The organism is Brucella sp. H1_1004 (assembly GCF_047308065.1).
Classification (GTDB): Bacteria; Pseudomonadota; Alphaproteobacteria; order Rhizobiales; family Rhizobiaceae; genus Brucella; species Brucella pseudogrignonensis_B.
The window spans coordinates 527,048-548,908 of sequence record NZ_JAYKZA010000002.1; the positions used below are offsets into that span (position 1 = coordinate 527,048).

Consider the following 21,861-nt stretch of genomic DNA (forward strand, 5'->3'; position numbering starts at 1 on the left):
GTCATAGGGAATGCAATTTCACAATTCCGTTGTTCAGAAAGCAAGCCTTGCTGAACAGGGATAAATCAACCGGGTTTGGCAATCGAACGTCATCAATATCTGGGCATGTCTTGACTTCAGGATCAAAAGTCCGGTCGATTTGTGTGATGCAGAGAATGGTCATTGCCTTTTGTCTGGCAAACTCTCTCAAAGCAATGACTTGAACCATCAGTTCCGGCTTGCTGCGCTTCTGATCAAGCAGTTGCAGATAATCGATGACAATGCATGTGCCTTGCGGCTCATTGTGAGCTTGAGCGATGATGTAATCCGCGCAAATTTCTTCACAGCTGTCAAAAACAAACAGACCATCGAAATGGTGTTCACTGGCGTTGAGCATTGCAAAGCGCTTTGCAACGTCTTTGCTGGTGTAATCGAGAGAAAAGAACAGGCCGCGATTGCCTTTTTTCATGGCCTCAATGAGAATTTCAAGGCTTAGCAAAGTCTTTCCATGGCCGGGACGAGCGCCGACCAGAACCATTTCTCCGGCTTTCAAGTATTTATAAATCTGTTGAGCTGAAATAAGGTCTGTATGTTGGCTGCTGAGCATACTCCAGCTCTTAAACCCTTCTCGCGTTGCGATGCGATCCAAAGCTGAGTGAAGCGGTATGTTTTCATCGCGTGCCATGAGCTTCGCGTGCCGCTTCAGATGATAGATGGGAGCAGACAGTTTCATCAAAACCTCCTGTGTGAGCTTTGATTGCAATCCCTCCTTATGCATTCGCTCGAACAGTGAGTTCGATGGTTAGATTTCCTGCATGAAATATGCTTTCCCGAGTGGAGGGGGGAGGCTTGGAAGAACCTAGAATCAGACTATAGCGCATTTTCGGCAAAAATGCGTAACGGTTTCGGTGCGTGAGAAAACAAAAAACCGAAGAGCGAATAGCTCTCCGGTCTCTAAAACGATGCAGAATTGTTGTTTACTTAACCGCGCCAACCAGCAGGTTGTCAGGGCTTTCGATGGTGACCCAGCGGCCAGTATTGTTGGCAGCCTGACGCTTAAGATAGGTGTATTCGGTTTCGTCCCAGCGCAGAACTTCATCGGTCAGATTGTCGAGAACGAAATCGCCGCGATCTGTGCGAACGGTGAGAACTGCATGGCCTTCACCGTCTGGCTTGCGAACAACGGTGATCAGCAGGTCGGTCATTGGAATGCCAGCCTTGGCCAGTTCGCGCTGCTTAAGAAGAACATAATCTTCGCAATCACCAACAGTGGTCGGGTAAGCCCAATATTCCTCAACGCCGTAGATTTCCATGTCGGTCATCGGCTTGATGCGTTCATTGGCCGAAAGATTGACGGTCTGGATAAGCTGCCAGTTCTTGTTATTGAGCGAAAGGGCGCGCGTATCGCGGCTTACGATGTTGCATTCAGCAGCTTCACGCTTGCAGAATTCGTAGTGGCCAATTGGCTGTGAGGTGAGTTTGCCGGTCTGCATATAAGCGCCGGTTCCAGCCTGTGCACTGAAACTTACAATGAGAGCAGCGATGCCAATGCTGGCAGCAGCGATAATCTTCATACCTGAGCGAACTACACACAACATACTCAACGCCCTTTTCACAGCCCGCACAGGGCATTTATTAACGAAAAGTTAAAGTATGAAACATGGATCGAGTCAATTCGAAGTGCCGCGTATTCGCCCAACTTCTTAATTAATGGTTAACACGAGTATTCGATTATTAATGCATCTTTTGCGTGTATTTGGGCGTGTAAAAAACCGCCATGGAAGCCCATGACGGTTTCAAAACATGCTATTCGTTATTGGGTCAGAGCGGCGTAAAGCACACTTTTGTGTGGCCGGCATTGATAAAGCCGAGACGCTGCGCAGCGCCCTTGGAAAGATCAAGCACACGTCCCTTGATGAACGGACCGCGATCATTGATGCGGACGACGAGCGACTTGCCATTGCGCTGGTTGGTGACTTTAACCTTGCTGCCAAGAGGCAGCGTCTTATGGGCGGCTGTTAAGCCCGCAGGGTTCATGCGTTCGCCCGATGCCGTGCGGGACGTGAGTGCATACCAAGAAGCACCACCACAGCGCGCGGCCTGAGCTTCCATTGCGGTGATCGAGAACAGACCTGTTGTCGCAACGGCGAGCATAGCCATACGGATTTTGAAGTTCATCGTGATTCCAATAGTCGTTTCGAAGAGCCTTCACAGTCATGACTGGTAAAGGCCGGAGCCAATTGGAATCTAAATGTGGCGACGACGTGATGTTATTGGGAGTATAATGAGGTGATTGAATCACATATTTGGGCGGAATATCATCCTATACTGAGCGTTGTTTATTTAAATCATTAAGAAGAAATCAGGAATATTTTGAATTGAATCGCGTTGTTTCTGTAAATCTATTTGAGAATCTCTGGGATTCAATGACAGACCGCGCTGATCCATGTTTTTAAGCGCGTTTCCTAAGAAAAACTGCTTAAGAGTGGGCGATTGCTTAGCCAGGACAATACAATCTTTATTTGTATCGCTAGTGTTCGCTCCGGATTCACAAGATGACGAAATCCGGCCTTTTTTGGTCAAAATGCAACTTATTCGTGTTTTTGGGTCGATAAAGTTTGGAGTCTTGTGTGTAACTTTTGTTGAAATCCCGCGTGATGACGCAGTTTTGTCCATGCTGTCTATGCGCGCAAAAGCCAAAATCCTGCTATAAGCGCGCATCTTAAGAATGGATAAACATGCAGGACAATACGCAAAAGGAAGATACGGAAAAGACGCTAACGCCAATTTCGGCGGGAAAGCGCATTCTTTATCTGTGCCTTGGCTTTCTTATGGTGGCGCTGGGTATTATCGGTGCCATCCTGCCGGTCATGCCGACAACGATCTTCATTATCCTCGCTGCATGGTTTTTTGCGCGCTCCTCGCCAAAGTTTGAAGCGCGGCTTCTTGCCGATCCACGTTTTGGTCCCATGATTATCAAATGGCGCGCGCGCGGAGCCATCCCGCCAAAAGCCAAACTCTATGCTTGTCTCGGCATGACATTCGGTTATGCCATGTTCTGGTGGGGCGCGCAGCCCGGACCGTTGCTTGCCATTAGTGTCACGATCTTCATGCTTGGTTCGGCAATATATGTTCTTTCACGTCCCAGTGAATGATTCATAATATTAGGCAATTTGCATGTGAGCGTACAAAACGGTCTGCATCATTGAATGACACAGAGCTGTAACACTACTGTCATATGACTGTTATATAGAGCGCGTAGATGGCTGCTGACGCTTTCACGTCATGTGTCTTTTACAACAGGGACTGGTACTCATGAACAAGATGATTTCCTCGACCGCAGCGCTGGCAATTGCAGCAGTTTTGTCGGTTTCAGCTGCAAACGCACGCGAACAGATTCAGGTTTCCGGTTCCTCGACCGTTCTGCCTTACGCGAAGATCGTTGCCGAAACTTTTGGCGAAACCTACCCGAACTTCAAGACGCCGGTTATTGAATCGGGCGGTTCGGGCGCAGGCATTAAGGAATTCTGTAAGGGCGTTGGTGAAAACACCATCGACATCGCCAATGCATCGCGCGCTATGAAGGGCACAGAGCTGAAGTCCTGCATCGACGCTGGCGTTAAGGATGTTCAGGAAGTTCGCTTCGGGTATGACGGCATCGTGTTTGCGACCGATGTAAATGGCCCGGACTGGAAGCTCAAGCCTGTTGACCTTTACAAGGCGCTTGCTGCCAAGGTTATTGTTGATGGCAAGCTCGTAGACAATCCAAACACCAAGTGGAATCAGGTCAATGCAGACCTGCCAGATTGGGACATTGCTGCTTACATCCCGGGTGAAAAACACGGCACCCGTGAAGTTTTCGAAGAAAAGCTTCTGGCTGACGGTTGCAAGGAATCAGGTGCCCTCGAAGAAATCAAGAAAACCGGTCTCGACGACAAGGCTGCGGCTGCTGCCTGTATCGCCGTGCGTAAAGACGGCAAGGCTGTCGATATCGACGGAGATTACAGCGAAACGCTGGCTCGCATCGACTCAAACAAGCAGGGCGTTGGCGTTTTCGGCCTCTACTTCTTCGAAAACAATGCTGACAAGCTTAAAGTTGCAACTGTCAATGGCGTAACGCCATCGGTAGAAACCGTTGCTTCGGGTGAATATCCTGTTTCGCGCCCACTGTTCTTCTACGTGAAGAAGGCTCACCTTGGCGTCATTCCGGGCCTCAAGGAGTATGTTGACTTCTTCCAGTCGGAACAGATGATCGGCCCGGACGGTCCTCTTGCTGAATACGGTCTGGTTCCTGCACCAGATGCTGAACGGGAAGCACAGCGCACTTCCTTCACCGAAGGCAAGGTTCTTGCTGCTAAGTAAGCTTTGAACTGTGGAACGTGGGGATCATGCGCCCCACGTTCTTTCTCTTTAGCGCGGGTCATATAAGACAGGCGCATTCGCGTGGAAGTGGTTTGACGGCATATTTGCGTCAATAAGCTACTTCCACATTTTTTGGGGCAGCCGGGGAAATTGAATGTCCTTCTTTCTGGTTCTCGTCAGCGTCGTCGCAATCGGGCTGATCGGATTCTTCATAGGCCGACAGCGCGCCGTAGCAATTGACAAAGCGCAGCCTGTAGTCACCACAGGCGCAAGCGCAGAGAAAATGCATTCCCGCCCGCTTTATCATGGCTGGTGGGTTTTCCTCGTTTCCGCATTGCCCGCAATTCTGTTTCTCGCGGTCTGGGCGGTCGGAACATCAGTTTATCTCGACCACACGGCCACAGCGCGTATGCCTGCGGCCGTTGAAGATGGGACTTATTCCGAGCGCAGCTTGCAGCTTGGTATGATCCGCAGTCTGTCTGATGGTTTGCAGAAGCTGACGCCCGCTGAAATCGACAGCCTTCCGCAGACCTACGCGCAAGTACGCGACGTGCTTGGTTCGAAGGGTGTAGCGCTTGCGACCGAAGGTCAGGACTATATGGTCCCGGTTGCAATATTCCTCGATAAAGCCAGCAAGATTTCCCACACTCTGGGCAGCGCAATTGCTCTGGTTATCGCGGTTGCTGGCCTGATTTTTGGCCTTTCCGGCATTCGCCGCCGCACACGCGCCCGCAACAATGTTGAGCGCATCGTTTTGTGGGGACTGATTGCCGCTTCTGGCATCGCAATTCTCACAACCATCGGCATCGTGTTTTCTGTTCTGTTCCAGACCGTGAGCTTCTTCCAGTCGATTTCGCCGATGGACTTCTTCTTTGGTACAGTATGGGATCCACGCTTTGCAGCGGCAGGTTCGGGCGGTGAAGTTGGTCAGTTTGGTCTGATCCCGCTTTTGGCCGGTACTCTCTATATTGCTTTCGTCGCCATGTTGTTTGCAGTGCCGGTTGGCCTGTTCTCGGCAATTTACATGGCTGAATATGCGACGCCAAAAGTCCGCACCGTGATCAAGCCGGTGCTCGAACTTCTGGCCGGTATCCCGACCATTGTTTACGGCTTCTTCGCACTGATTACGGTTGGTCCGTTCCTGCGTGACCTTTCTATGGCCATCGCTGGTGGCCAGGGTTTCATCATGGCGCAGAGCGTGCTGACGGCTGGTCTTGTCATGGGGGTGATGCTGATCCCGTTCGTGTCGTCGCTGTCCGATGACATTATTACGGCGGTGCCCGGATCGCTTCGCGACGGCTCGCTCGGTCTTGGTGCAACACGCTCTGAAACCATCAAGCGTGTCGTCTTGCCTGCGGCACTTCCGGGCATTGTCGGCGCACTGCTGATGACGGCCTCGCGTGCGATTGGTGAAACCATGATCGTGGTGCTTGCAGCTGGTGTTGCAGCCCGTCTTTCGGCCAATCCGTTTGAAGCGATGACGACGATCACTGTTAAAATCGTCAGTCAGCTCACAGGCGATCTTGAATTTGATTCTCCGCAAACGCTTGTTGCCTTTGCGCTGGGTCTTACGCTTTTTGTCCTGACGCTGATCATGAACATCTTTGCGCTCTATATCGTTCGCAAGTACCGGGAGCAGTACGAATAATGACCGATTCAACATTGAATGCCGGCACTGCTGTGGCAAAGCCTGAGCGCCGTGATATCGGGATCAAGCGTCGCTACGCTGCTGAACGTCGCTTCCGTCTCTATGGCATTATTGCCATTGCGATTGGTGTGTTCTTCCTTTGCGCGCTTTTGTTCTCTGTTATTTCCAAGGGCTACACGGCTTTCGGACAGACGACGATCTATCTGCCCGTCAAACTTGAAGCGAGCGTCATCGATCCGGGCAACAAGCTTGCAACGGATCCGAATGTGCTGATCACCGCCAATTATCCGCTTCTGGTGCGTAATGCGCTGGCTGAAAAATTAGGCGTTTCAACAAGTAATCGCGCAGAAATGCGTGAGGTCGGGCGCTTCTTCTCGGACGGTGTGCGCGTTCAGTTGCGCCAGATGGTGATGGATAACCCATCGTTGATTGGAACGACGCAGACGGTTCCTGTTCTTGCCGCTGCTGATATTGATTCTGCCTATAAGGGCCAGATCGATATTTCGGTGCCGGAAGCAAACCGCAAGGTTTCCGATCGCCAGTTTGCCTGGATCAAGACACTGACCGATGAAGGTATTATGCGTGAGGCTTTCAACTGGGGCTTGTTCACCAATGGTGCTTCCAGCCGTCCTGAAACTTCGGGCCTTGGTGTTGCGCTGGTCGGTTCTTTCTACATGATGATGATCGTGCTGGTTCTGGCCCTGCCTATCGGTGTAGCCGCTTCGATTTATCTTGAAGAATATGCCAAGAAGAACCGTCTTACGGACATTATCGAAGTCAACATCAACAATCTTGCTGCTGTTCCGTCGATTGTGTTCGGTTTGCTTGGCCTTGCTGTCTTCATCAACTTCTTCAACCTGCCGCGTTCAGCTTCGCTTGTCGGTGGCCTGGTGCTGACGCTGATGACGCTTCCAACCATCATCATCGCGACACGTTCCGCTCTTCGCGCGGTTCCACCGTCGATCCGGGCAGCAGCACTGGGGCTTGGTGCATCGAAAACACAGATGGTGTTTCATCATGTGTTGCCGCTCGCAGCTCCCGGCATTCTCACTGGAACGATCATCGGCCTTGCGCAGGCACTGGGCGAAACCGCACCGCTGCTTTTGATCGGTATGGTGGCCTTCGTTGCCAATATGCCTGCAACCCCGATGGACCCTGCTACGGCTCTGCCAGTGCAGATCTTCATGTGGGCCAATGAAGCCGAACGTGCCTTTGTGGAACGGACGTCAGGCGCTATTATCGTCCTGCTCCTGTTCCTTGCGGTCATGAACATCTTAGCAATTATTCTGCGCCGCCGCTTTGAGCGCCGCTGGTAAACGGGAGAGAAATGATGAATCTCATGACTGAACGATCTCTCGAAAAAGCCGTAGGAGAAAAAATGAACACCAACGCCCCTTCGATTAAAATGCGTGGCGACAAGGTCTGTGTGTTCTATGGCGAAAAACAGGCTCTGTTTGAAGTCGATCTCGACGTGCCGGAAAAGATGGTCACAGCGCTGATCGGCCCTTCTGGTTGTGGCAAGTCGACCTTCCTGCGTTCGTTGAACCGCATGAATGATACGATTGAAGGGTGCCGCATCACCGGAAATATCACGCTGGACAATGAAGACATCTACGATCCGAAGATCGACGTTGTTGAACTGCGCGCTCGCGTTGGCATGGTGTTCCAGAAGCCAAATCCGTTTCCGAAGTCGATCTTTGAAAACGTGGCTTATGGCCCGCGCATTCATGGTCTCGCACGTAACAAGACCGATCTCGAAGAAATCGTTGTCACAAGCTTGAAGAAGGCCAGCCTTTTTGAAGAGGTGAAGGATCGCCTGCACGATGCGGGAACCGGTCTTTCCGGTGGTCAGCAGCAGCGTCTGTGCATTGCACGCGCGATTGCTGTCAGCCCGGAAGTGATCCTCATGGACGAGCCTTGCTCGGCACTCGATCCGATTGCAACCGCAAAGGTTGAAGAGCTAATCGACGAATTGCGCCAGAACTACACCATCGTCATCGTGACCCACTCGATGCAGCAGGCTGCACGCGTTTCGCAGCGCACGGCGATGTTCCATCTGGGTAATCTGGTGGAAGTTGGCGACACGGATGTGATGTTCACCGCGCCAACCGAAAAGCGCACGCAGGACTATATCACTGGTCGTTTTGGCTAAGCACTATTTCAGCAAAAGCCGGAGCCGATTGCGGTTCCGCTTCCTGCATTTTTAATCGAGAGGTCTATTATGGCGTCCCAGCATACTGTTAGCGCATACGACGAAGAACTCCAGTTCCTGACCCACAAGATTGCTGAAATGGGCGGTCATGCGGAGCGCATGGTTGAGCAGTCGGTTGCAGCCATTGTCAATGCCGATAACGCACTGGCACAGCGCGTTATTTCCGACGATCTCATTCTTGATGCAAGCGAGCGCGAGATTGACGATAAGGCCGTCATGATCATTGCCAAGCGCCAGCCAATGGCTGTTGATCTGCGAGAAATCATCGGCTCGATCCGCATCTCTGCTGATTTGGAGCGCGTGGGAGATCTTGGTAAGAACATTGCCAAGCGCGTTGCGGCTGTTTCGGAATCGCGCCAGCCGGGCAAGCTTTATCGAGGGCTTGAAACACTTGCTGAGCTGGCTCTGACACAGTTGAAAGATGTGCTCGATGCCTATGCAACGCGCTCCGTCCAGCAGATCAATGTTGTTCGTGATCGGGATGATGAAATCGACGCGATGTACACCTCGCTGTTCCGCGAGCTGCTCACTTATATGATGGAAGATCCGCGCAATATTTCGGCCTGCACGCATCTTCTGTTCTGCGCGAAGAACATTGAGCGTATTGGCGATCACGCAACCAACATCGCAGAAACGGTCTATTACATCGTGACCGGCCTGCAGATGCCTGCGGAACGCCCGAAAGAAGACCTGAGCCACGGTATTGTCGTGGACGAGGCGCGTAAATCCTGAAAACATGGCTTGCTGTAAGCATGCAGCGAGCCATTTGCATATGTAAGAAAACGCGGCGGCACGCGGCTGAACGGGGGAGTTGTATGTGTTGCCACGCTTAACTCAATAGGAAACATTGCATGTCACAGGCACCCAAGATTGCTGTGGTTGAAGACGAAGAAGCGCTGAGCGTTTTGTTGCGCTATAATCTGGAGGCCGAAGGCTATCACGTTGATACGATTTTGCGTGGTGATGAAGCCGAAATTGCACTGCGTGAAAACGTGCCGGATCTTCTTATCCTCGACTGGATGCTGCCGGGTGTATCGGGCATCGAATTGTGCCGACGTCTGCGTCAGTGGCCGGAAACAGAACGTCTTCCGGTCATCATGCTGACGGCGCGTGGCGAAGAAAGCGAACGTGTTCGCGGCTTAAGCGTCGGCGCTGATGACTATGTGGTCAAGCCATTCTCGACCCCGGAATTGCTGGCGCGTGTCAAAGCCATGCTGCGCCGCGCCAATCCAAGTGTTTTGTCGCATGTGCTCAAAGTCGGCGAGCTGGTTCTCGACCGTCAGCAGCACCGCGTTTATCGCAAGGAAAAAGAAATTCGTCTTGGACCGACAGAATTCCGCTTGCTGGAATATTTCATGATGTCGCCGGGCCGCGTGTTCTCGCGCAGTCAGTTGCTTGATGGCGTCTGGGGGCCGGATATCTACGTCGATGATCGCACGGTTGATGTGCATGTCGGACGTCTGCGTAAAGCGATCAATATTGGCCGCACGCTTGATCCGATCCGCACGGTGCGCGGCGCTGGCTATTCGTTCGGCTGATCTTCAGGTTTATCGAATAGATTTTGTATGGCTCGTTACCTGAAAGGAAACGGGCCATTTTTGTTAGGAAATGATCCGTTCCGATTCGTGTTCTCGATGATAATTCGTTCCATAATGGCCCGCATCACACGATGTTACAGTTCATTTCAAAGATTTGACTCACACAGGACGTTAAGCGCGTGAGAGGCGCACGTTGAGGTTTTTTCAGCGCCGATTTCTATAACTTAGCAGGATTTTACAGCATCCACGAATTAAGGCGGCTCTATGGTGCAAGCTGCACCGCAATTGAATCGCGTGTAATCAATAGCTTATAAGATTTGAATGGTTGCGTTAATGATTTGTTAATAATTTAGAATGGCTTAGCGCTGATTATTGTTTTCAGTTTTGAGCTCTTGAGTCTTTCGGTTTCAATATCAGCTTCAATTTGAAATATGATTTTTTGCCTTGTTTTTGCCGAAAAATTCTTAATCCTTGCACTCTAAGAAGATTAGCAGAACGTTTGAATTTTAATTTTCGTTCGATTTGGCTTGAACGCCAGCCTGATTTTGCAGCGCCTTGAAGGCGCTCTAAAAGTGAAAACAGACTGGATCAGTTAAGGGTCGTAATGATGCGCCTAATTAAGAGATTGAGCCGTTGATGCGCGCTCGTAAATGGAAACTGCCGGTTATTCTTGGTCTGATCGTAGCACCTTTTCTGGTGACGGGCTGCACGACGACTGGCGGTACAAACAAGGCCAAGACCGAAAAGACGGTTGCAACGAGCCATGTCAAAACGGTCAATGGCGTTAAGACGTTCACATACACGGCCAGAGACAGAGAATGCCTTGAGCGTGCTATGTTTTTCGAATCCAATCGGTCGAGTCCAGATGGCTTGATGGCCGTCGGCACAGTTGTGATGAACCGTCTCGCATCGGGCAGCTATCCTGATACGATTTGCGGCGTTGTTGGTCAGAAAAACCAGTTTGCGCCGGGCGTACTCACCCGCAAGATGAATTCCAAAGCTTTGCCAGATGTACAAGCAGCTGCCGATGCAGTTCTTAAAGGCAAGCGGCATCCATCTTTGAAGAACTCGATGTTCTTCCATACGGCAGGGCTCAAATTCCCTTACAACAATATGCACTATGTGCTGGTTGCAGGTGGAAATTCTTTTTATGAAAAGCGTGGTCGTGATGGCGAATTGCAGAACCCGGTTCCGCAGACGCCTTACAATCTCGCTTATGTATCAACACCACAATCGCCATCCATGCCGGAAGGGCCGTTTTACAACGTAACCACGCAGCAGGATGGAACTGTTCCGGAAGCACAGCCAACGGTTCAGGTTGCTCTGGCTGAGGCAGCAAAAACGGCAGAGACGCAGCAGAACGGTGGCATTGGTCCACAGGCGCGCGGTGATCGTCTGGCGACCTTGCCTGTGACGCCTGCTGAAAAGCCAGTTCTGACGCAAGTTGCAAGCTATCAGCCAACATTTGATGAAACTGCACCGGCTGAGCAGAATGCATCCTTGGCATATACCGCTGATAAGAAGCATGTTGATGCAATTGGTGCGATGCTTCTCGCTCAGGATCGTCCGCAATCGCCGCTCTGAAATTGAGCTGATTGCAGAATAAAAAAGCGCCCCGAAGGGCGCTTTTTTATTTTACAGGCACGGCTACCGGAACGGGCTGATAAATTACCATCGGCCTGTCGTAAAAGTCGGCTCTGTTTTGCCATTCGCGCCGATCCGCGCGGCGGTCGAGATCAAGCCGCATCAGACAATTCGCAAAAGCATCCGATTTCTGTTTGAAACCATAGCCGCGGCAGGTCTGTTCATCTGCCGCGCGGCGCTGTTCAGGTGTCATGGTTTGACAGCCTGCAAGCAGCCCTGCAATACCGAGGAAAATAAGCACGCTTTTCTTCATAGCCGTTGCTCTCATTGAATAAAAAATTCGACCGCTTCATCAATATAGCGCAATAACAGTAAAAAGAGTGGTGAAATTATGCCTTCTGATACACTGCCGCTGATTCTATCAAACACAAGGTTTGCAGCCCTATGGCACAGGACAATAATACTCCCGTCATCGACCCGGTAAAACTTGAACGTCTGGCCGAAGTCGCCGTGCGCGTTGGCTTGCAATTGCGCGAAGGTCAGGATCTGGTCATAACAGCCCCGGTTGTTGCGTTACCGCTTGTTCGTTTGATCGCGAAACACGCCTATAAGGCTGGTGCAGGTATTGTGACGCCGTTCTTTTCCGATGATGCGATTGCGCTGGCGCGTTATGAAAATGCTTCGGACGAGAGTTTTGATCGTGCAGCCGACTGGCTCTATGAAGGTATGGCAAAGGCTTATGCCAATGGCGCGGCGCGTCTCGCGATCGCAGCCGACAACCCTATGCTGTTGTCCTCACAGGACCCTGCAAAGGTGTCGCGCGCCAACCGCGCCAATTCAAAGGCCTACCAGCCAGCTCTCGAAAAGATCGCGGGCTTCGACATCAACTGGAATATCGTTTCCTATCCGAACCCGGAATGGGCAAAGCTGATGTTCCCGGATGATGCGGCAGACGATGCGACCCGCAAGCTTGCTGATGCGATTTTTGCAGCCTCCCGCGTGGATGTGAATGACCCTGTTGGTGCATGGGCAGCGCATAATGCGGCATTGCGCACCCGCACGCGTTTGCTCAACGGAAAGGCTTACAGCGCGTTGCATTTCAAGGGACCGGGCACCGATCTGACGGTTGGTTTGGCCGATGGTCACGAATGGCATGGCGGCGCCTCCACAGCGAAAAACGGCATCACCTGCAATCCGAATATCCCGACCGAAGAAGTGTTTACTACGCCACATGCGCTGCGCGTTGAGGGACACGTATCGAGCACCAAGCCGCTCTCGCATCAGGGTACGCTGATCGATAATATCTCTGTGCGCTTTGAAGGCGGTCGCATTGTTGAAGCCAAAGCCAGCCGTGGCGAAGAAGTGCTTAACAAAGTTCTGGATACGGATGAAGGCGCACGACGCCTGGGCGAAGTTGCGCTCGTTCCGCATTCGTCGCCAATTTCGCAGAGCGGACTTCTATTTTACAACACCCTGTTTGATGAAAATGCTGCGAGCCACATCGCGCTCGGCCAGTGTTATTCGAAATGTTTTGTTGATGGCGCGAAGCTTACTCAGGAACAGATCAAAGCACAGGGCGGCAATTCAAGCCTCATTCACATCGACTGGATGATCGGTTCCGACAAGATCGATGTTGATGGCGTTAATGCCGACGGCAGCCGCGAGCCTGTTATGCGCGGCGGCGAGTGGGTCAACTGATTTAAAAAAGGCCGGGGGTTTCCCGGCCTTTTCTTTGTAGTCAGAGCGTCAAAATCAGTTCTTTTCCTGAACGTGGGCTTCCAGGAACCACAGCGCCTTATCAAGGCTGCGCGATGCAGCTGTGAAAATATCGGCCGTGGTGTCGTCACCGGCTTCATCTGCATCTTTGATCGACTGGCGCACGAGGTTGGCCACATCGCCGTAGCGCTCAATCAGAGCTGCGAGATGGTCGTGCACGGCATATATATCGGTTGGATAGGCTTTAAGTTTGGTGTCTTTTGCGACAACCTGTGTGGTGCCATATGCCGTTCCGCCGAGCTGTACAGCGCGCTCCGCAATGGTATCCACATGATCATCAAGATCTGCACGGAATGTATCAAGCAGTTCGTGGACAGCGATAAACTGAGGACCCTTGAGATTCCAGTGTGCCTGCTTGGTAATAAGAGCAAGGTCAATGGTTGCCGCCAGATTTTCGTTCAGCAGCGCAATCATTGTTGTCTTGGTGTTGGAGGGAAGATCGTTGCGGGTTGCATGCATCGACTTCTTGGACATTTGATCCTCTTATCCTTTGCACGATCCGACTGATGTCACAGTGATCTATATATCGCTGAGTGAAGGCAAATTAGCTTTCTGAAACCGCCCCCGCCGGATCTCTGTATAAGGCCGGTTTGGATAGGGTAATTAAATTTAGCCCCGCATCCGATCTTAAAACGCTCTGCACGGCATTTTGTTCCCGAGAACGCTGTTAAATTTGGCACAATTCATGTGTTTTGCTTGTGGCACAACGAATTCTGATTTACCCGATGGCTTATGAAGATACTTGCCCTTGATACCGCTTCCTCCTGGTGTGCTGCCGCGATTTATGATTCCGGCACCGATAGGCTTCTCGCTGAAGTCAGCGAGAATATCGGCAAAGGACATGCCGAAGTCCTGATGGACTATATCGGGCGCGTGACAGTGGATGCCGGAATTGCCATGGCCGATCTTGATCGCGTGGCCGTCAATATTGGCCCAGGTTCGTTTACCGGTGTGCGGATTGGCGTGTCGGCAGCGCGTGGTTTCGCGCTGGCGCTTTCGCGTCCGGCAATCGGAGTCAGTGCATTCGATGCGCTTGCATCGGAAGTGACGATCAGTCATCCGGGAAAGCCGGTTCTGGTGCTGCTTGAAGCCCATCGTGGCGAAATCTATGCGCAGAGCTTTGATGCCACGGGTTCGTCTGTCAACAGCCCATTGGTACTCCCACGCGATGAAGCGCTGGCGCTTATTGAGCAGCAATCTTCAGGGACGGTGCTGGCAGGCTCGGGCGCAGATGCACTCAATGAAGCGCTGGCCGGGACATTCAGCACCGCACGCGTTGAACCAACCGCACGGATCGGCGCTTATGCAAAGCTTGCAGCATTGCGCGAACCGGGCGAAGCACCAAAGCCGCTATACATGCGCGGACCTGATGTGAAGCCGCAGACTGGTTTTGCGCTGCCACGTAAGGCAGGTGGAGAATAAGATGTTGGGCTTTTCGCTCCCACGCTTTGGGCGTAGGCCTGTTTCGGTCGAGCCGCTTGGCGCTAAGGACAGCGGAGAAATTCACCGCGTTCATGCGCTGTCTTTTCATCATAGCTGGAGCTCAGATGATTTCCGATCGCTGATTGCGCAGGATAACGTGTTTGGCTTTGTGGCTCGGCCAGAGGGCAAACCCGGTAAAGCATGTGGCTTTGTGTTGGCACGGCTGGTTGCAGGTGAGGCAGAAATTTTGACGATTGCGGTTTCTGATGAGGTGCGCAAGCAAGGTGTTGGCCGCTCGTTGATGGATGCAGTGCTGCGTTATCTTTATCAGCAACGGGCGGAAACGCTGTTTCTGGAAGTTGATGAAAACAATGTTGCGGCACTCGCGCTTTATCGCCGGATCGGTTTCAACAAGGTGGGTGATCGTCCGGCCTATTATGAAACAGAAAAAGGTCGTTCATCGGCTTTCATTCTGCGGCGCGATCTGGTGAGGCCGCAATGATCGGTGCAATCCGCATCATTTTAGTGGTTGTGGCGATGGTGGCTCTCAGCCTGTCGCTCATCCCGTTTCAATATGTGTTTCTGAAACTCAAAAACACATGGAAGCGCCGCCTGCCGAATTTCTTTCATCGTATCATTGCCCGCTTGTTCGGTTTCCGCATTACGATTGTCGGTGAGATGCGAGAGGGCAGGCCACTGTTGCTGGTCGCCAATCACACATCATGGAGCGATATTGTCGTTCTGTCGGCGGCGGGTCAGGTTTCGTTCATCGCAAAATCGGAAGTGAAAAGCTGGCCGGTCTTTGGCTTTTTCGCCGTGTTGCAGCGCACAGTCTTTGTCGAGCGCGAACGGCGCGGCAAGACAGGCGAACAAACCTCCGACATTGCAAGACGTCTGGCCGATGGCGACGCGATGGTTCTGTTCCCGGAGGGAACGACTTCGGATGGCAATCGTGTGTTACCGTTCAAGACCGCACTGTTTGGGGCGGCACATGCCGCCATTCGTGAGGCGGGTGTGCCAGAAGTGATCGTGCAGCCGGTGGCCATTGCCTATACCGGCATGCACGGGATGGCTATGGGGCGCTACCACCGCCCGATTGCATCATGGCCGGGCGATGTCCAGTTGATGCCACATCTCAAAGGCATCCTGAAAGAAGGCGCGATCGACGTTGAAATACGCTTTGGCGAGCCGATTGTGGTGACTGCTGAAACGGATCGAAAGGCACTTGCCCGCACGATGGAAAATCGGGTGAGGGCGCTTTTGCAGACGTCGTTGCATGGTCGCGAAATCGTTGAGGATTAAGAGCGTAAGTTTGTCGCCTTCCAAAGCGGCGATAAAAACGCTAGACAGCCGCCATGAGCGAAAACATGACCGATATCAAGACAAACCCGGATGGCAGCAACACACGTAAGGTCTTTGTGAAGACTTATGGTTGCCAGATGAATGTCTATGACAGCCAGCGCATGGCGGATAGCCTTGCCTCCGAAGGCTATGTCACCACTGACACACCTGACGATGCCGATCTGGTTCTGCTAAACACCTGTCATATTCGCGAAAAGGCGTCGGAAAAACTTTATTCAGCGCTGGGTCGCCTGCGCAAGATGAAGGAAAAGCGCGGACCAGACGGCAAGGAACTCACCATCGGCGTTGCCGGTTGCGTGGCGCAGGCCGAAGGTCAGGAAATTTTGCGCCGTGCGCCCAATGTTGACCTCGTTATCGGACCGCAGACCTATCATCGTCTGCCTGATGCGCTGGCGCGTGTACGTGGTGGCGAAAAGGTTGTCGAAACGGAATATGCGATCGAAGACAAGTTCGAGCATCTGCCGGCACCAAAGCGTGAAGAAACCCGCAAGCGTGGTGTTTCCGCGTTTCTGACGGTTCAGGAAGGCTGCGACAAGTTCTGTACCTTCTGTGTCGTGCCTTACACACGCGGTTCAGAAGTCTCGCGCAGTGTTGCGCAGATTGTTGCGGAAGCCGAACGCCTTGCCGATAGCGGCGTGCGCGAACTCACGCTTTTGGGCCAGAACGTCAATGCATGGCATGGCGCTGGTGATGATGGCCGCGAATGGGGCCTTGGCGAACTTCTGTTCCGCCTGGCACGCATTCCCGGTGTGGCGCGTCTGCGTTATACGACCAGTCATCCGCGCGATATGGACGATACGCTGATCGCAGCGCATCGCGATCTGCGCCAGCTGATGCCTTATCTGCATCTGCCGGTTCAGGCGGGTTCGGACCGTATTCTTAAGGCGATGAATCGCCGTCACAAGGCCGATGAATATATCCGTCTTGTCGAGCGTATCCGCGAAGTGCGCCCGGATATGGCGCTATCGGGCGATTTCATTGTCGGCTTCCCCGGCGAAACTGATCAGGATTTTGAAGACACGATGCGGCTGGTGCGCGAAGTGCATTATGCGCAGGCCTATTCGTTCAAATATTCGCCGCGTCCGGGAACGCCGGGTGCTGATCTTCCCGACCATGTGGAAGAAGCGGTCAAGGATGAGCGTTTGCAGCGTCTGCAGGCGCTGCTCAACGAGCAGCAATATGCGTTTCAGGATTCGCTTGTTGGTCGTGAAATGGATGTGCTTCTGGAAAAGAAGGGCCGTTTCGAGCGCCAGATGGTCGGTCGTTCTCCGTGGTTGCTGCCAGCCATTATCGACGATAATGACGATGAGGTCGGCGAGATCATCCGCGTAAAAATTACGGGGACGGGCACAAATAGTCTTATTGCGCAAAAGCTCCGGTGAGAGCATTATAGCTCTCAGGCAGTAGTCGCGGTGAGTAGTCTTTAACCGAACGTTCTGCTGTACTGCGATTGCAATGCGTGAACCTTTGGGAGATGCGTTTGAGCGCTACGGAAAAACTAAAGCCTGCCAAGCCAACCATCCATACGCAAACAAACACAATTTCAAGCCCGGCTGCGAGTTCTGCTATTAGTGCGCCATCCGGGGCCTCCGATATGGCCCATATCGTTCTCACCTTCGATAATAACCGCCTTGCCAGTGCGCTTTACGGCCAGTTCGATGAGAATCTGGCGCGTATCGAGCAGAAGCTCGGTGTCGATGTGCGTTCACGGGGTAACGAGCTTTCCATTCGCGGAGAGCCAACGGCCACCGAACAGGCCCGCCGCACGCTTGATCAACTTTATGAATATTTGCAAAAGGGAAATGAGCTGACCGCTTCCGATGTCGATGGCGCGATCCGCATTGCCATTGCTGCGGATGATCAGCTGGTCTTACCAACTCTTGAAGCCAAAGGGAAAATGTCGGCTGCGCAAATATCGACGCGCAAGAAGACAATCTTTGCCCGCACACCGACGCAGGACGCCTATATGCGCGCGCTTGATCGTTCGGAACTGGTTATGGGTGTCGGACCAGCGGGTACGGGCAAGACGTATCTGGCCGTTGCCCATGCCGCGATGTTGCTTGAACGCGGTCTGGTGGAGCGTATTATTTTGTCACGTCCGGCTGTTGAAGCTGGCGAGCGTCTTGGCTTTTTGCCGGGTGACATGAAGGAAAAGGTCGATCCTTATCTTCGTCCGCTCTACGATGCGCTTTACGACATGATGCCGGCGGAAAAGGTCGAACGCGCCATTACGGCGGGTGTGATCGAAATTGCACCGCTCGCTTTCATGCGTGGCCGTACACTGGCGCATTCGGCGGTTATTCTCGATGAAGCACAGAACACGACATCAATGCAGATGAAGATGTTCCTGACCCGTCTTGGTGAAGGTTCGCGCATGATGGTCAATGGCGATCCAAGCCAGATCGATCTTCCACCCGGCCAGAAATCGGGTCTCGTCGAAGCGTTGCGTGTGCTCGAAAATGTCGAATCGGTCGTCAAAGTACGCTTCACCGAGAAGGACGTGGTGCGTCATCCGCTGGTCGCAGCAATCGTTACCGCTTACGACACTGACGCAAAAAAGCACGCTCGCTCAGAATAATTCAAAATTATTCTTGTATTCGCGTAGAATAATGACGATTTATAATATTCCGTCCGCTTTTCAGCGGACGGTGTTTTTTTAACAACCGGAAGGATAGAGCGGCTGTTTCATCGCAAGCCGCAGCCGACGTGTCAGACAACGCGATCCAAATCGATATTATGATCGAAGCCGGCAATTGGCCGGAAGAAACGGTCCTGGAAGGACTCGTGCAGCGCTCCGTAGAGGCGGCTTGGAATAATCTCCAGCTTAAACCTGCCGAGAGCGAACTAAGTCTGGTTTTTACCGACGACGCTTCTATCCGCAAGATCAATGCTGAGTGGCGAAACAAAGACAAGGCAACTAACGTCCTGTCTTTTCCTGCTTATCCTGTAAAGGCTGGCGAGCAGCCGGGCCCGATGCTGGGTGATATTATTATCGCGCGCGAAACGGTGGAGCGTGAGGCTCTCGAAGAGGGCAAGCCGTTCGAGAACCATCTCACGCATCTCGTGGTGCATGGCTTTTTGCATCTTTTGGGTTACGATCACGAGACTGAGGAGGAGGCCGAAGAGATGGAACGTCGCGAACGCGAAATCCTTCATGCCCTTGCCATCCCTGACCCTTATGCTGTATCCGATTGAAACGTTGAAACAGATTGATCATGGCTGACCACAACAATTCCTCGACCGCTGGCGATAGCCGAAGCGACACACAAGACGCCGAAGGGCAAAGTACGCAGCGCTCGCAATCGAGCGAAAAGCGTTCTCTTCTGGCAAATATTTTTCCATTTATGCGTTCGCGCCAATCATCGTCTTTGCGCGAAGATTTGGCTGATGCGCTTTCAAGCACTGAAAGCGAACAGGATTCAGCTTTCTCGCCTGAAGAAAAGGCGATGCTCAACAACATTCTGCGTCTGCGCGAAATTCGCGTCGAAGATGTGATGATCCCACGCGCGGATGTTGTCGCGATTGAAATTTCCACACCGCTCGGGGAAGCGCTGGAACTGTTTGAAAGCTCCGGCCACTCACGCATGCCTGTCTATGCTGAAACGCTGGATGATCCACGCGGCATGATCCACATCCGAGATGTGCTGAATTACATTACGCAGCAATCCCGACAGAAGACCGACGCGACGAGTGCTGCGAAGTTTGACATGGGTCGTATCGACCTCACGAAGACGATCGGTGACCTTAATCTTATTCGCAAAGTGTTGTTCGTGCCGCCATCGATGTTGGCGAGCGGACTGATGGCACGCATGCAGGCGGCGCACATTCAGATGGCTCTGGTCATTGATGAATATGGCGGCACCGATGGTCTTGCCTCGCTCGAAGACATCGTTGAAATGGTTGTCGGCGACATTGAAGACGAGCATGATGACGAAGAGATTATGATCTCTGAAGAAGCCAGCGGCGTTTTTGTCGTCGATGCTCGTGCCGATCTGGAAGAATTGGCTGAGCGGATCGGTCCATCTTTTGAGGCCGGAGAGCATGGCGAGGATGTGGACACTATCGGTGGCCTGATTTTCTCCGTTCTTGGACGCATCCCTGTGCGCGGCGAAGTCGTGCAGGCTATTCCGGGATATGAGTTTCATGTGCTGGAAGTCGATCCCCGCCGCGTGAAGCGGGTTCGCATTGTGCCACTTTCGGAATCAGAAAGTCATCGCGCACATCCAGTTGTCAGCACGGATGATGATACATCCGGAAACACCACGGACACGTCCAAAGAGGTCTGATGATAGAGAGATTTGCGGGGAAGATCTCTTCATTAAGCGGCTGGCGCCGGGCGCTGGTCGCTTTTCTCAGTGGTGCGATTGCGACACTCACCCAACCGCCTTTTGATATTTTTATCGCCGGTTTTGTCACATTCCCACTGCTGGTCTGGCTGATTGACGGTGCAGTACCCGATAAGGAAAAAGGTCCGATCCGTCGCTTTTTCCCGGCTGCTCTGATCGGTTGGTGGTTTGGCTTTGGCTATTTTGTATCCGGCTTGTGGTGGATCGGTACTGCGCTTCTCGTTGATGCGCAACAGTTTGCCTGGGCCATACCGCTTGCCGTTCTGGGGCTTCCCGCCTTTCTGGCGATTTTCTACGCATTGGCCGCGATGGTTGCGCGGCTTTTCTGGTCACAGGGCATCGGGCGCATTTTTGCGATGGCACTCGGCTTCGGTTTGACGGAATGGCTGCGAACATTCGTTTTCACAGGCTTTCCGTGGAATGCGCTGGGCTATGCCGCCATGCCCACGCCAATGATGATGCAGTCGGTCGAGATTGTGGGCCTCATTGGTATGAGCGCATTTGCAGCGCTGGTGTTTTCAGCGCCTGCTTTGCTCAGTGGCGGTCGTTTTGCCAAGACCGGGCTTGGTTTGGCCGTTGTTCTTGTCGCCACACATATCGGTTTTGGCGCATGGGTTTTGTCGAATGCGCCAGCGCTTGATACTGATCGGACAACGCTTTCAATTCGCATCGTTCAGCCGTCCATTTCGCAGAGCCTGAAATGGGACAACAATGAACGGCGGGCGATCTTTGATAAATTTATCGCCATGACTCAGCAGGCACCAGCAGAGGGTGCGCCGAGGCCAGATGTGGTGATTTGGCCTGAAACTGCGGTTCCCTATATTCTTTCGTCAACACCAGAAGCGCTTAAGCGCATCGCCGATGTGGTTGGCAATGACCAGGTGCTGTTGACGGGAGCAGTGCGCGAAGAAATCGTGCCGCGCCGCGATCCGCGTTATTATAATTCTATCCTGACGATCAATGGCGACGGTAAAATCGTCGATTATACCGATAAGGTCCATCTTGTGCCTTTTGGAGAATATCTGCCATTTGAGCGCTATCTGCGCAGTTGGGGAATGCAGGAAGTGGTCGAAATGCCCGGTGGCTTCACCGCTGCAAAGGCGCGTCACGCGATCAACGTGATGGAAGGTCAAACCTTTCTGCCGTTAATTTGCTATGAAGCAATTTTCCCTGATGAGCTTTCCTATACCGGACGAAAGGTGACGGCGATTGTGAACGTCACCAATGATGCGTGGTATGGCGATACGCCCGGACCTTATCAACATTTCAGACAGGCGCAGGTGCGATCCGTCGAGCAAGGCCTCCCCCTCGTTCGTGCTGCCAATAATGGCATATCTGCTGTCGTAGATGCTTATGGACGAATCATTCAGGAGCTACCTCTTGACGCGGTAGGGGTAATTGATGCTTATTTGCCTGAAGAGCGTGTACCATTTTGGGGCAGTGCGCCCAGTGGCAAACAGGCCCTTGCAATTCTGATTGTGTTATTCGCCGTATGCGTGTGGTTGAGGTTGTCTTTCCGCAACCGTTTTCATTGACATGGCCATTTTGTTAAGTTGTTATATTCGGGCGGTGATGGTTTTTTTCGAAAACCAGTCTGACTACCTCCCACAATGATTATTATCTCTGTTTTTT

At 52.4% G+C, this 21,861-nt stretch carries 23 protein-coding genes; 17 read left to right on the forward strand and 6 right to left on the reverse strand.

The features are described from left to right. Window position 1: 1 nt before the first annotated feature. From U2P60_RS09770 to U2P60_RS09785, 4 genes are all read right to left on the reverse strand, one after another. Complete coding sequence (locus tag U2P60_RS09770) at window positions 2-712, reverse strand: DNA helicase (RefSeq protein ID WP_413572397.1); 711 nt, start codon at window positions 710-712, stop codon at window positions 2-4. Window positions 713-956: 244 nt separating this feature from the next. Next, window positions 957-1,577, reverse strand: a complete 621-nt coding sequence (locus tag U2P60_RS09775; protein ID WP_413572398.1) for a transglutaminase-like cysteine peptidase — start codon at window positions 1,575-1,577, stop codon at window positions 957-959. Between the two features lie 223 nt (window positions 1,578-1,800). Further along, window positions 1,801-2,157 (reverse strand): septal ring lytic transglycosylase RlpA family protein, encoded by a 357-nt coding sequence (locus U2P60_RS09780; protein ID WP_313827634.1) that lies wholly within the window; start codon window positions 2,155-2,157, stop codon window positions 1,801-1,803. A gap of 165 nt (window positions 2,158-2,322) precedes the next feature. Next, window positions 2,323-2,655, reverse strand: coding sequence for a hypothetical protein (locus U2P60_RS09785; protein ID WP_413572400.1), 333 nt, complete (start codon window positions 2,653-2,655; stop codon window positions 2,323-2,325). A 62-nt stretch (window positions 2,656-2,717) separates the two neighbouring features. Between U2P60_RS09785 and U2P60_RS09790 the strand changes: the two genes are divergently transcribed. The 8 genes from U2P60_RS09790 (at window position 2,718) to U2P60_RS09825 (ending at window position 11,323) form a co-directional block, all read left to right on the forward strand. After that, window positions 2,718-3,134, forward strand: coding sequence for a YbaN family protein (locus U2P60_RS09790; RefSeq protein ID WP_413572401.1), 417 nt, complete (start codon window positions 2,718-2,720; stop codon window positions 3,132-3,134). Between the two features lie 160 nt (window positions 3,135-3,294). Then, entirely contained in the window at window positions 3,295-4,341 is a 1,047-nt protein-coding gene (locus U2P60_RS09795; RefSeq protein WP_413572402.1) for a PstS family phosphate ABC transporter substrate-binding protein, read from the forward strand. 154 nt (window positions 4,342-4,495) lie between these two features. Then, window positions 4,496-5,989, forward strand: coding sequence for a phosphate ABC transporter permease subunit PstC (pstC, locus tag U2P60_RS09800; RefSeq protein WP_413572403.1), 1,494 nt, complete (start codon window positions 4,496-4,498; stop codon window positions 5,987-5,989). Beyond that, entirely contained in the window at window positions 5,989-7,305 is a 1,317-nt protein-coding gene (gene pstA / locus U2P60_RS09805) for a phosphate ABC transporter permease PstA (RefSeq protein WP_313827639.1), read from the forward strand. The genes pstC and pstA overlap by 1 nt, the downstream gene beginning before the upstream one ends. 62 nt (window positions 7,306-7,367) lie before the next feature. Continuing rightward, window positions 7,368-8,141 (forward strand): phosphate ABC transporter ATP-binding protein PstB, encoded by a 774-nt coding sequence (gene pstB / locus U2P60_RS09810; protein WP_313827640.1) that lies wholly within the window; start codon window positions 7,368-7,370, stop codon window positions 8,139-8,141. A 69-nt stretch (window positions 8,142-8,210) separates the two neighbouring features. Continuing rightward, window positions 8,211-8,933: a phosphate signaling complex protein PhoU gene (phoU, locus tag U2P60_RS09815; protein ID WP_313827641.1), complete on the forward strand. Its 723-nt coding sequence runs from the start codon at window positions 8,211-8,213 to the stop codon at window positions 8,931-8,933. Window positions 8,934-9,052: 119 nt separating this feature from the next. Next, window positions 9,053-9,739 carry a phosphate regulon transcriptional regulator PhoB gene (gene phoB, locus U2P60_RS09820; RefSeq protein WP_187543657.1) on the forward strand — a complete coding sequence of 229 codons (687 nt, stop codon included), beginning with the start codon at window positions 9,053-9,055 and terminating at the stop codon, window positions 9,737-9,739. Window positions 9,740-10,372: 633 nt separating this feature from the next. Then, window positions 10,373-11,323 carry a cell wall hydrolase gene (locus tag U2P60_RS09825; protein ID WP_413572404.1) on the forward strand — a complete coding sequence of 317 codons (951 nt, stop codon included), beginning with the start codon at window positions 10,373-10,375 and terminating at the stop codon, window positions 11,321-11,323. Between the two features lie 46 nt (window positions 11,324-11,369). Here the strand turns inward: U2P60_RS09825 and U2P60_RS09830 are convergent, their stop codons facing one another. After that, the gene (locus U2P60_RS09830) at window positions 11,370-11,636 is read right to left on the reverse strand and encodes a hypothetical protein (RefSeq protein ID WP_413572405.1); all 267 of its coding nucleotides are present in this window, start codon (window positions 11,634-11,636) and stop codon (window positions 11,370-11,372) included. A 131-nt stretch (window positions 11,637-11,767) separates the two neighbouring features. On the opposite strand from U2P60_RS09830, the gene U2P60_RS09835 reads away from it, so the two are divergent. Further along, the gene (locus U2P60_RS09835) at window positions 11,768-13,021 is read left to right on the forward strand and encodes an aminopeptidase (RefSeq protein ID WP_413572406.1); all 1,254 of its coding nucleotides are present in this window, start codon (window positions 11,768-11,770) and stop codon (window positions 13,019-13,021) included. 54 nt (window positions 13,022-13,075) lie between these two features. Here the strand turns inward: U2P60_RS09835 and dps are convergent, their stop codons facing one another. Then, complete coding sequence (dps, locus tag U2P60_RS09840; protein ID WP_313827646.1) at window positions 13,076-13,573, reverse strand: DNA starvation/stationary phase protection protein Dps; 498 nt, start codon at window positions 13,571-13,573, stop codon at window positions 13,076-13,078. Window positions 13,574-13,831: 258 nt separating this feature from the next. Here dps and tsaB point away from each other — a divergent pair, with 258 nt between their 5' ends. From tsaB to lnt, 8 genes are all read left to right on the forward strand, one after another. After that, window positions 13,832-14,521, forward strand: coding sequence for a tRNA (adenosine(37)-N6)-threonylcarbamoyltransferase complex dimerization subunit type 1 TsaB (gene tsaB, locus U2P60_RS09845; protein WP_413572407.1), 690 nt, complete (start codon window positions 13,832-13,834; stop codon window positions 14,519-14,521). A gap of 1 nt (window position 14,522) precedes the next feature. After that, window positions 14,523-15,023, forward strand: coding sequence for a ribosomal protein S18-alanine N-acetyltransferase (gene rimI, locus U2P60_RS09850; RefSeq protein ID WP_413572408.1), 501 nt, complete (start codon window positions 14,523-14,525; stop codon window positions 15,021-15,023). Then, window positions 15,020-15,823, forward strand: coding sequence for a lysophospholipid acyltransferase family protein (locus U2P60_RS09855; protein WP_313827649.1), 804 nt, complete (start codon window positions 15,020-15,022; stop codon window positions 15,821-15,823). Before rimI ends, U2P60_RS09855 begins: the two co-directional genes overlap by 4 nt. 53 nt (window positions 15,824-15,876) lie before the next feature. Then, the gene (gene miaB, locus U2P60_RS09860; protein WP_413572409.1) at window positions 15,877-17,265 is read left to right on the forward strand and encodes a tRNA (N6-isopentenyl adenosine(37)-C2)-methylthiotransferase MiaB; all 1,389 of its coding nucleotides are present in this window, start codon (window positions 15,877-15,879) and stop codon (window positions 17,263-17,265) included. A 98-nt stretch (window positions 17,266-17,363) separates the two neighbouring features. Next, complete coding sequence (locus U2P60_RS09865; RefSeq protein ID WP_313827652.1) at window positions 17,364-18,461, forward strand: PhoH family protein; 1,098 nt, start codon at window positions 17,364-17,366, stop codon at window positions 18,459-18,461. 128 nt (window positions 18,462-18,589) lie between these two features. After that, window positions 18,590-19,078, forward strand: a complete 489-nt coding sequence (gene ybeY / locus U2P60_RS09870; protein WP_413572410.1) for an rRNA maturation RNase YbeY — start codon at window positions 18,590-18,592, stop codon at window positions 19,076-19,078. 20 nt (window positions 19,079-19,098) lie between these two features. Then, window positions 19,099-20,169, forward strand: coding sequence for a hemolysin family protein (locus U2P60_RS09875; protein WP_413572411.1), 1,071 nt, complete (start codon window positions 19,099-19,101; stop codon window positions 20,167-20,169). Continuing rightward, complete coding sequence (lnt, locus tag U2P60_RS09880; RefSeq protein WP_413572413.1) at window positions 20,169-21,764, forward strand: apolipoprotein N-acyltransferase; 1,596 nt, start codon at window positions 20,169-20,171, stop codon at window positions 21,762-21,764. Before U2P60_RS09875 ends, lnt begins: the two co-directional genes overlap by 1 nt. The last annotated feature ends 97 nt before the right edge of the window (window positions 21,765-21,861 follow it).

Coding starts and splice junctions, on each gene's coding strand:
- U2P60_RS09770 (WP_413572397.1), bottom strand. CDS start 712: ATGAAACTGTCTGCTCCCATCTATCATCTGAAGCGGCACGCGAAGCTC.
- U2P60_RS09775 (WP_413572398.1), bottom strand. CDS start 1,577: ATGTTGTGTGTAGTTCGCTCAGGTATGAAGATTATCGCTGCTGCCAGC.
- U2P60_RS09780 (WP_313827634.1), bottom strand. CDS start 2,157: ATGAACTTCAAAATCCGTATGGCTATGCTCGCCGTTGCGACAACAGGT.
- U2P60_RS09785 (WP_413572400.1), bottom strand. CDS start 2,655: ATGGACAAAACTGCGTCATCACGCGGGATTTCAACAAAAGTTACACAC.
- U2P60_RS09790 (WP_413572401.1), top strand. CDS start 2,718: ATGCAGGACAATACGCAAAAGGAAGATACGGAAAAGACGCTAACGCCA.
- U2P60_RS09795 (WP_413572402.1), top strand. CDS start 3,295: ATGAACAAGATGATTTCCTCGACCGCAGCGCTGGCAATTGCAGCAGTT.
- pstC (WP_413572403.1), top strand. CDS start 4,496: ATGTCCTTCTTTCTGGTTCTCGTCAGCGTCGTCGCAATCGGGCTGATC.
- pstA (WP_313827639.1), top strand. CDS start 5,989: ATGACCGATTCAACATTGAATGCCGGCACTGCTGTGGCAAAGCCTGAG.
- pstB (WP_313827640.1), top strand. CDS start 7,368: ATGAACACCAACGCCCCTTCGATTAAAATGCGTGGCGACAAGGTCTGT.
- phoU (WP_313827641.1), top strand. CDS start 8,211: ATGGCGTCCCAGCATACTGTTAGCGCATACGACGAAGAACTCCAGTTC.
- phoB (WP_187543657.1), top strand. CDS start 9,053: ATGTCACAGGCACCCAAGATTGCTGTGGTTGAAGACGAAGAAGCGCTG.
- U2P60_RS09830 (WP_413572405.1), bottom strand. CDS start 11,636: ATGAAGAAAAGCGTGCTTATTTTCCTCGGTATTGCAGGGCTGCTTGCA.
- U2P60_RS09835 (WP_413572406.1), top strand. CDS start 11,768: ATGGCACAGGACAATAATACTCCCGTCATCGACCCGGTAAAACTTGAA.
- dps (WP_313827646.1), bottom strand. CDS start 13,573: ATGTCCAAGAAGTCGATGCATGCAACCCGCAACGATCTTCCCTCCAAC.
- tsaB (WP_413572407.1), top strand. CDS start 13,832: ATGAAGATACTTGCCCTTGATACCGCTTCCTCCTGGTGTGCTGCCGCG.
- rimI (WP_413572408.1), top strand. CDS start 14,523: ATGTTGGGCTTTTCGCTCCCACGCTTTGGGCGTAGGCCTGTTTCGGTC.
- U2P60_RS09855 (WP_313827649.1), top strand. CDS start 15,020: ATGATCGGTGCAATCCGCATCATTTTAGTGGTTGTGGCGATGGTGGCT.
- miaB (WP_413572409.1), top strand. CDS start 15,877: ATGAGCGAAAACATGACCGATATCAAGACAAACCCGGATGGCAGCAAC.
- U2P60_RS09875 (WP_413572411.1), top strand. CDS start 19,099: ATGGCTGACCACAACAATTCCTCGACCGCTGGCGATAGCCGAAGCGAC.
- lnt (WP_413572413.1), top strand. CDS start 20,169: ATGATAGAGAGATTTGCGGGGAAGATCTCTTCATTAAGCGGCTGGCGC.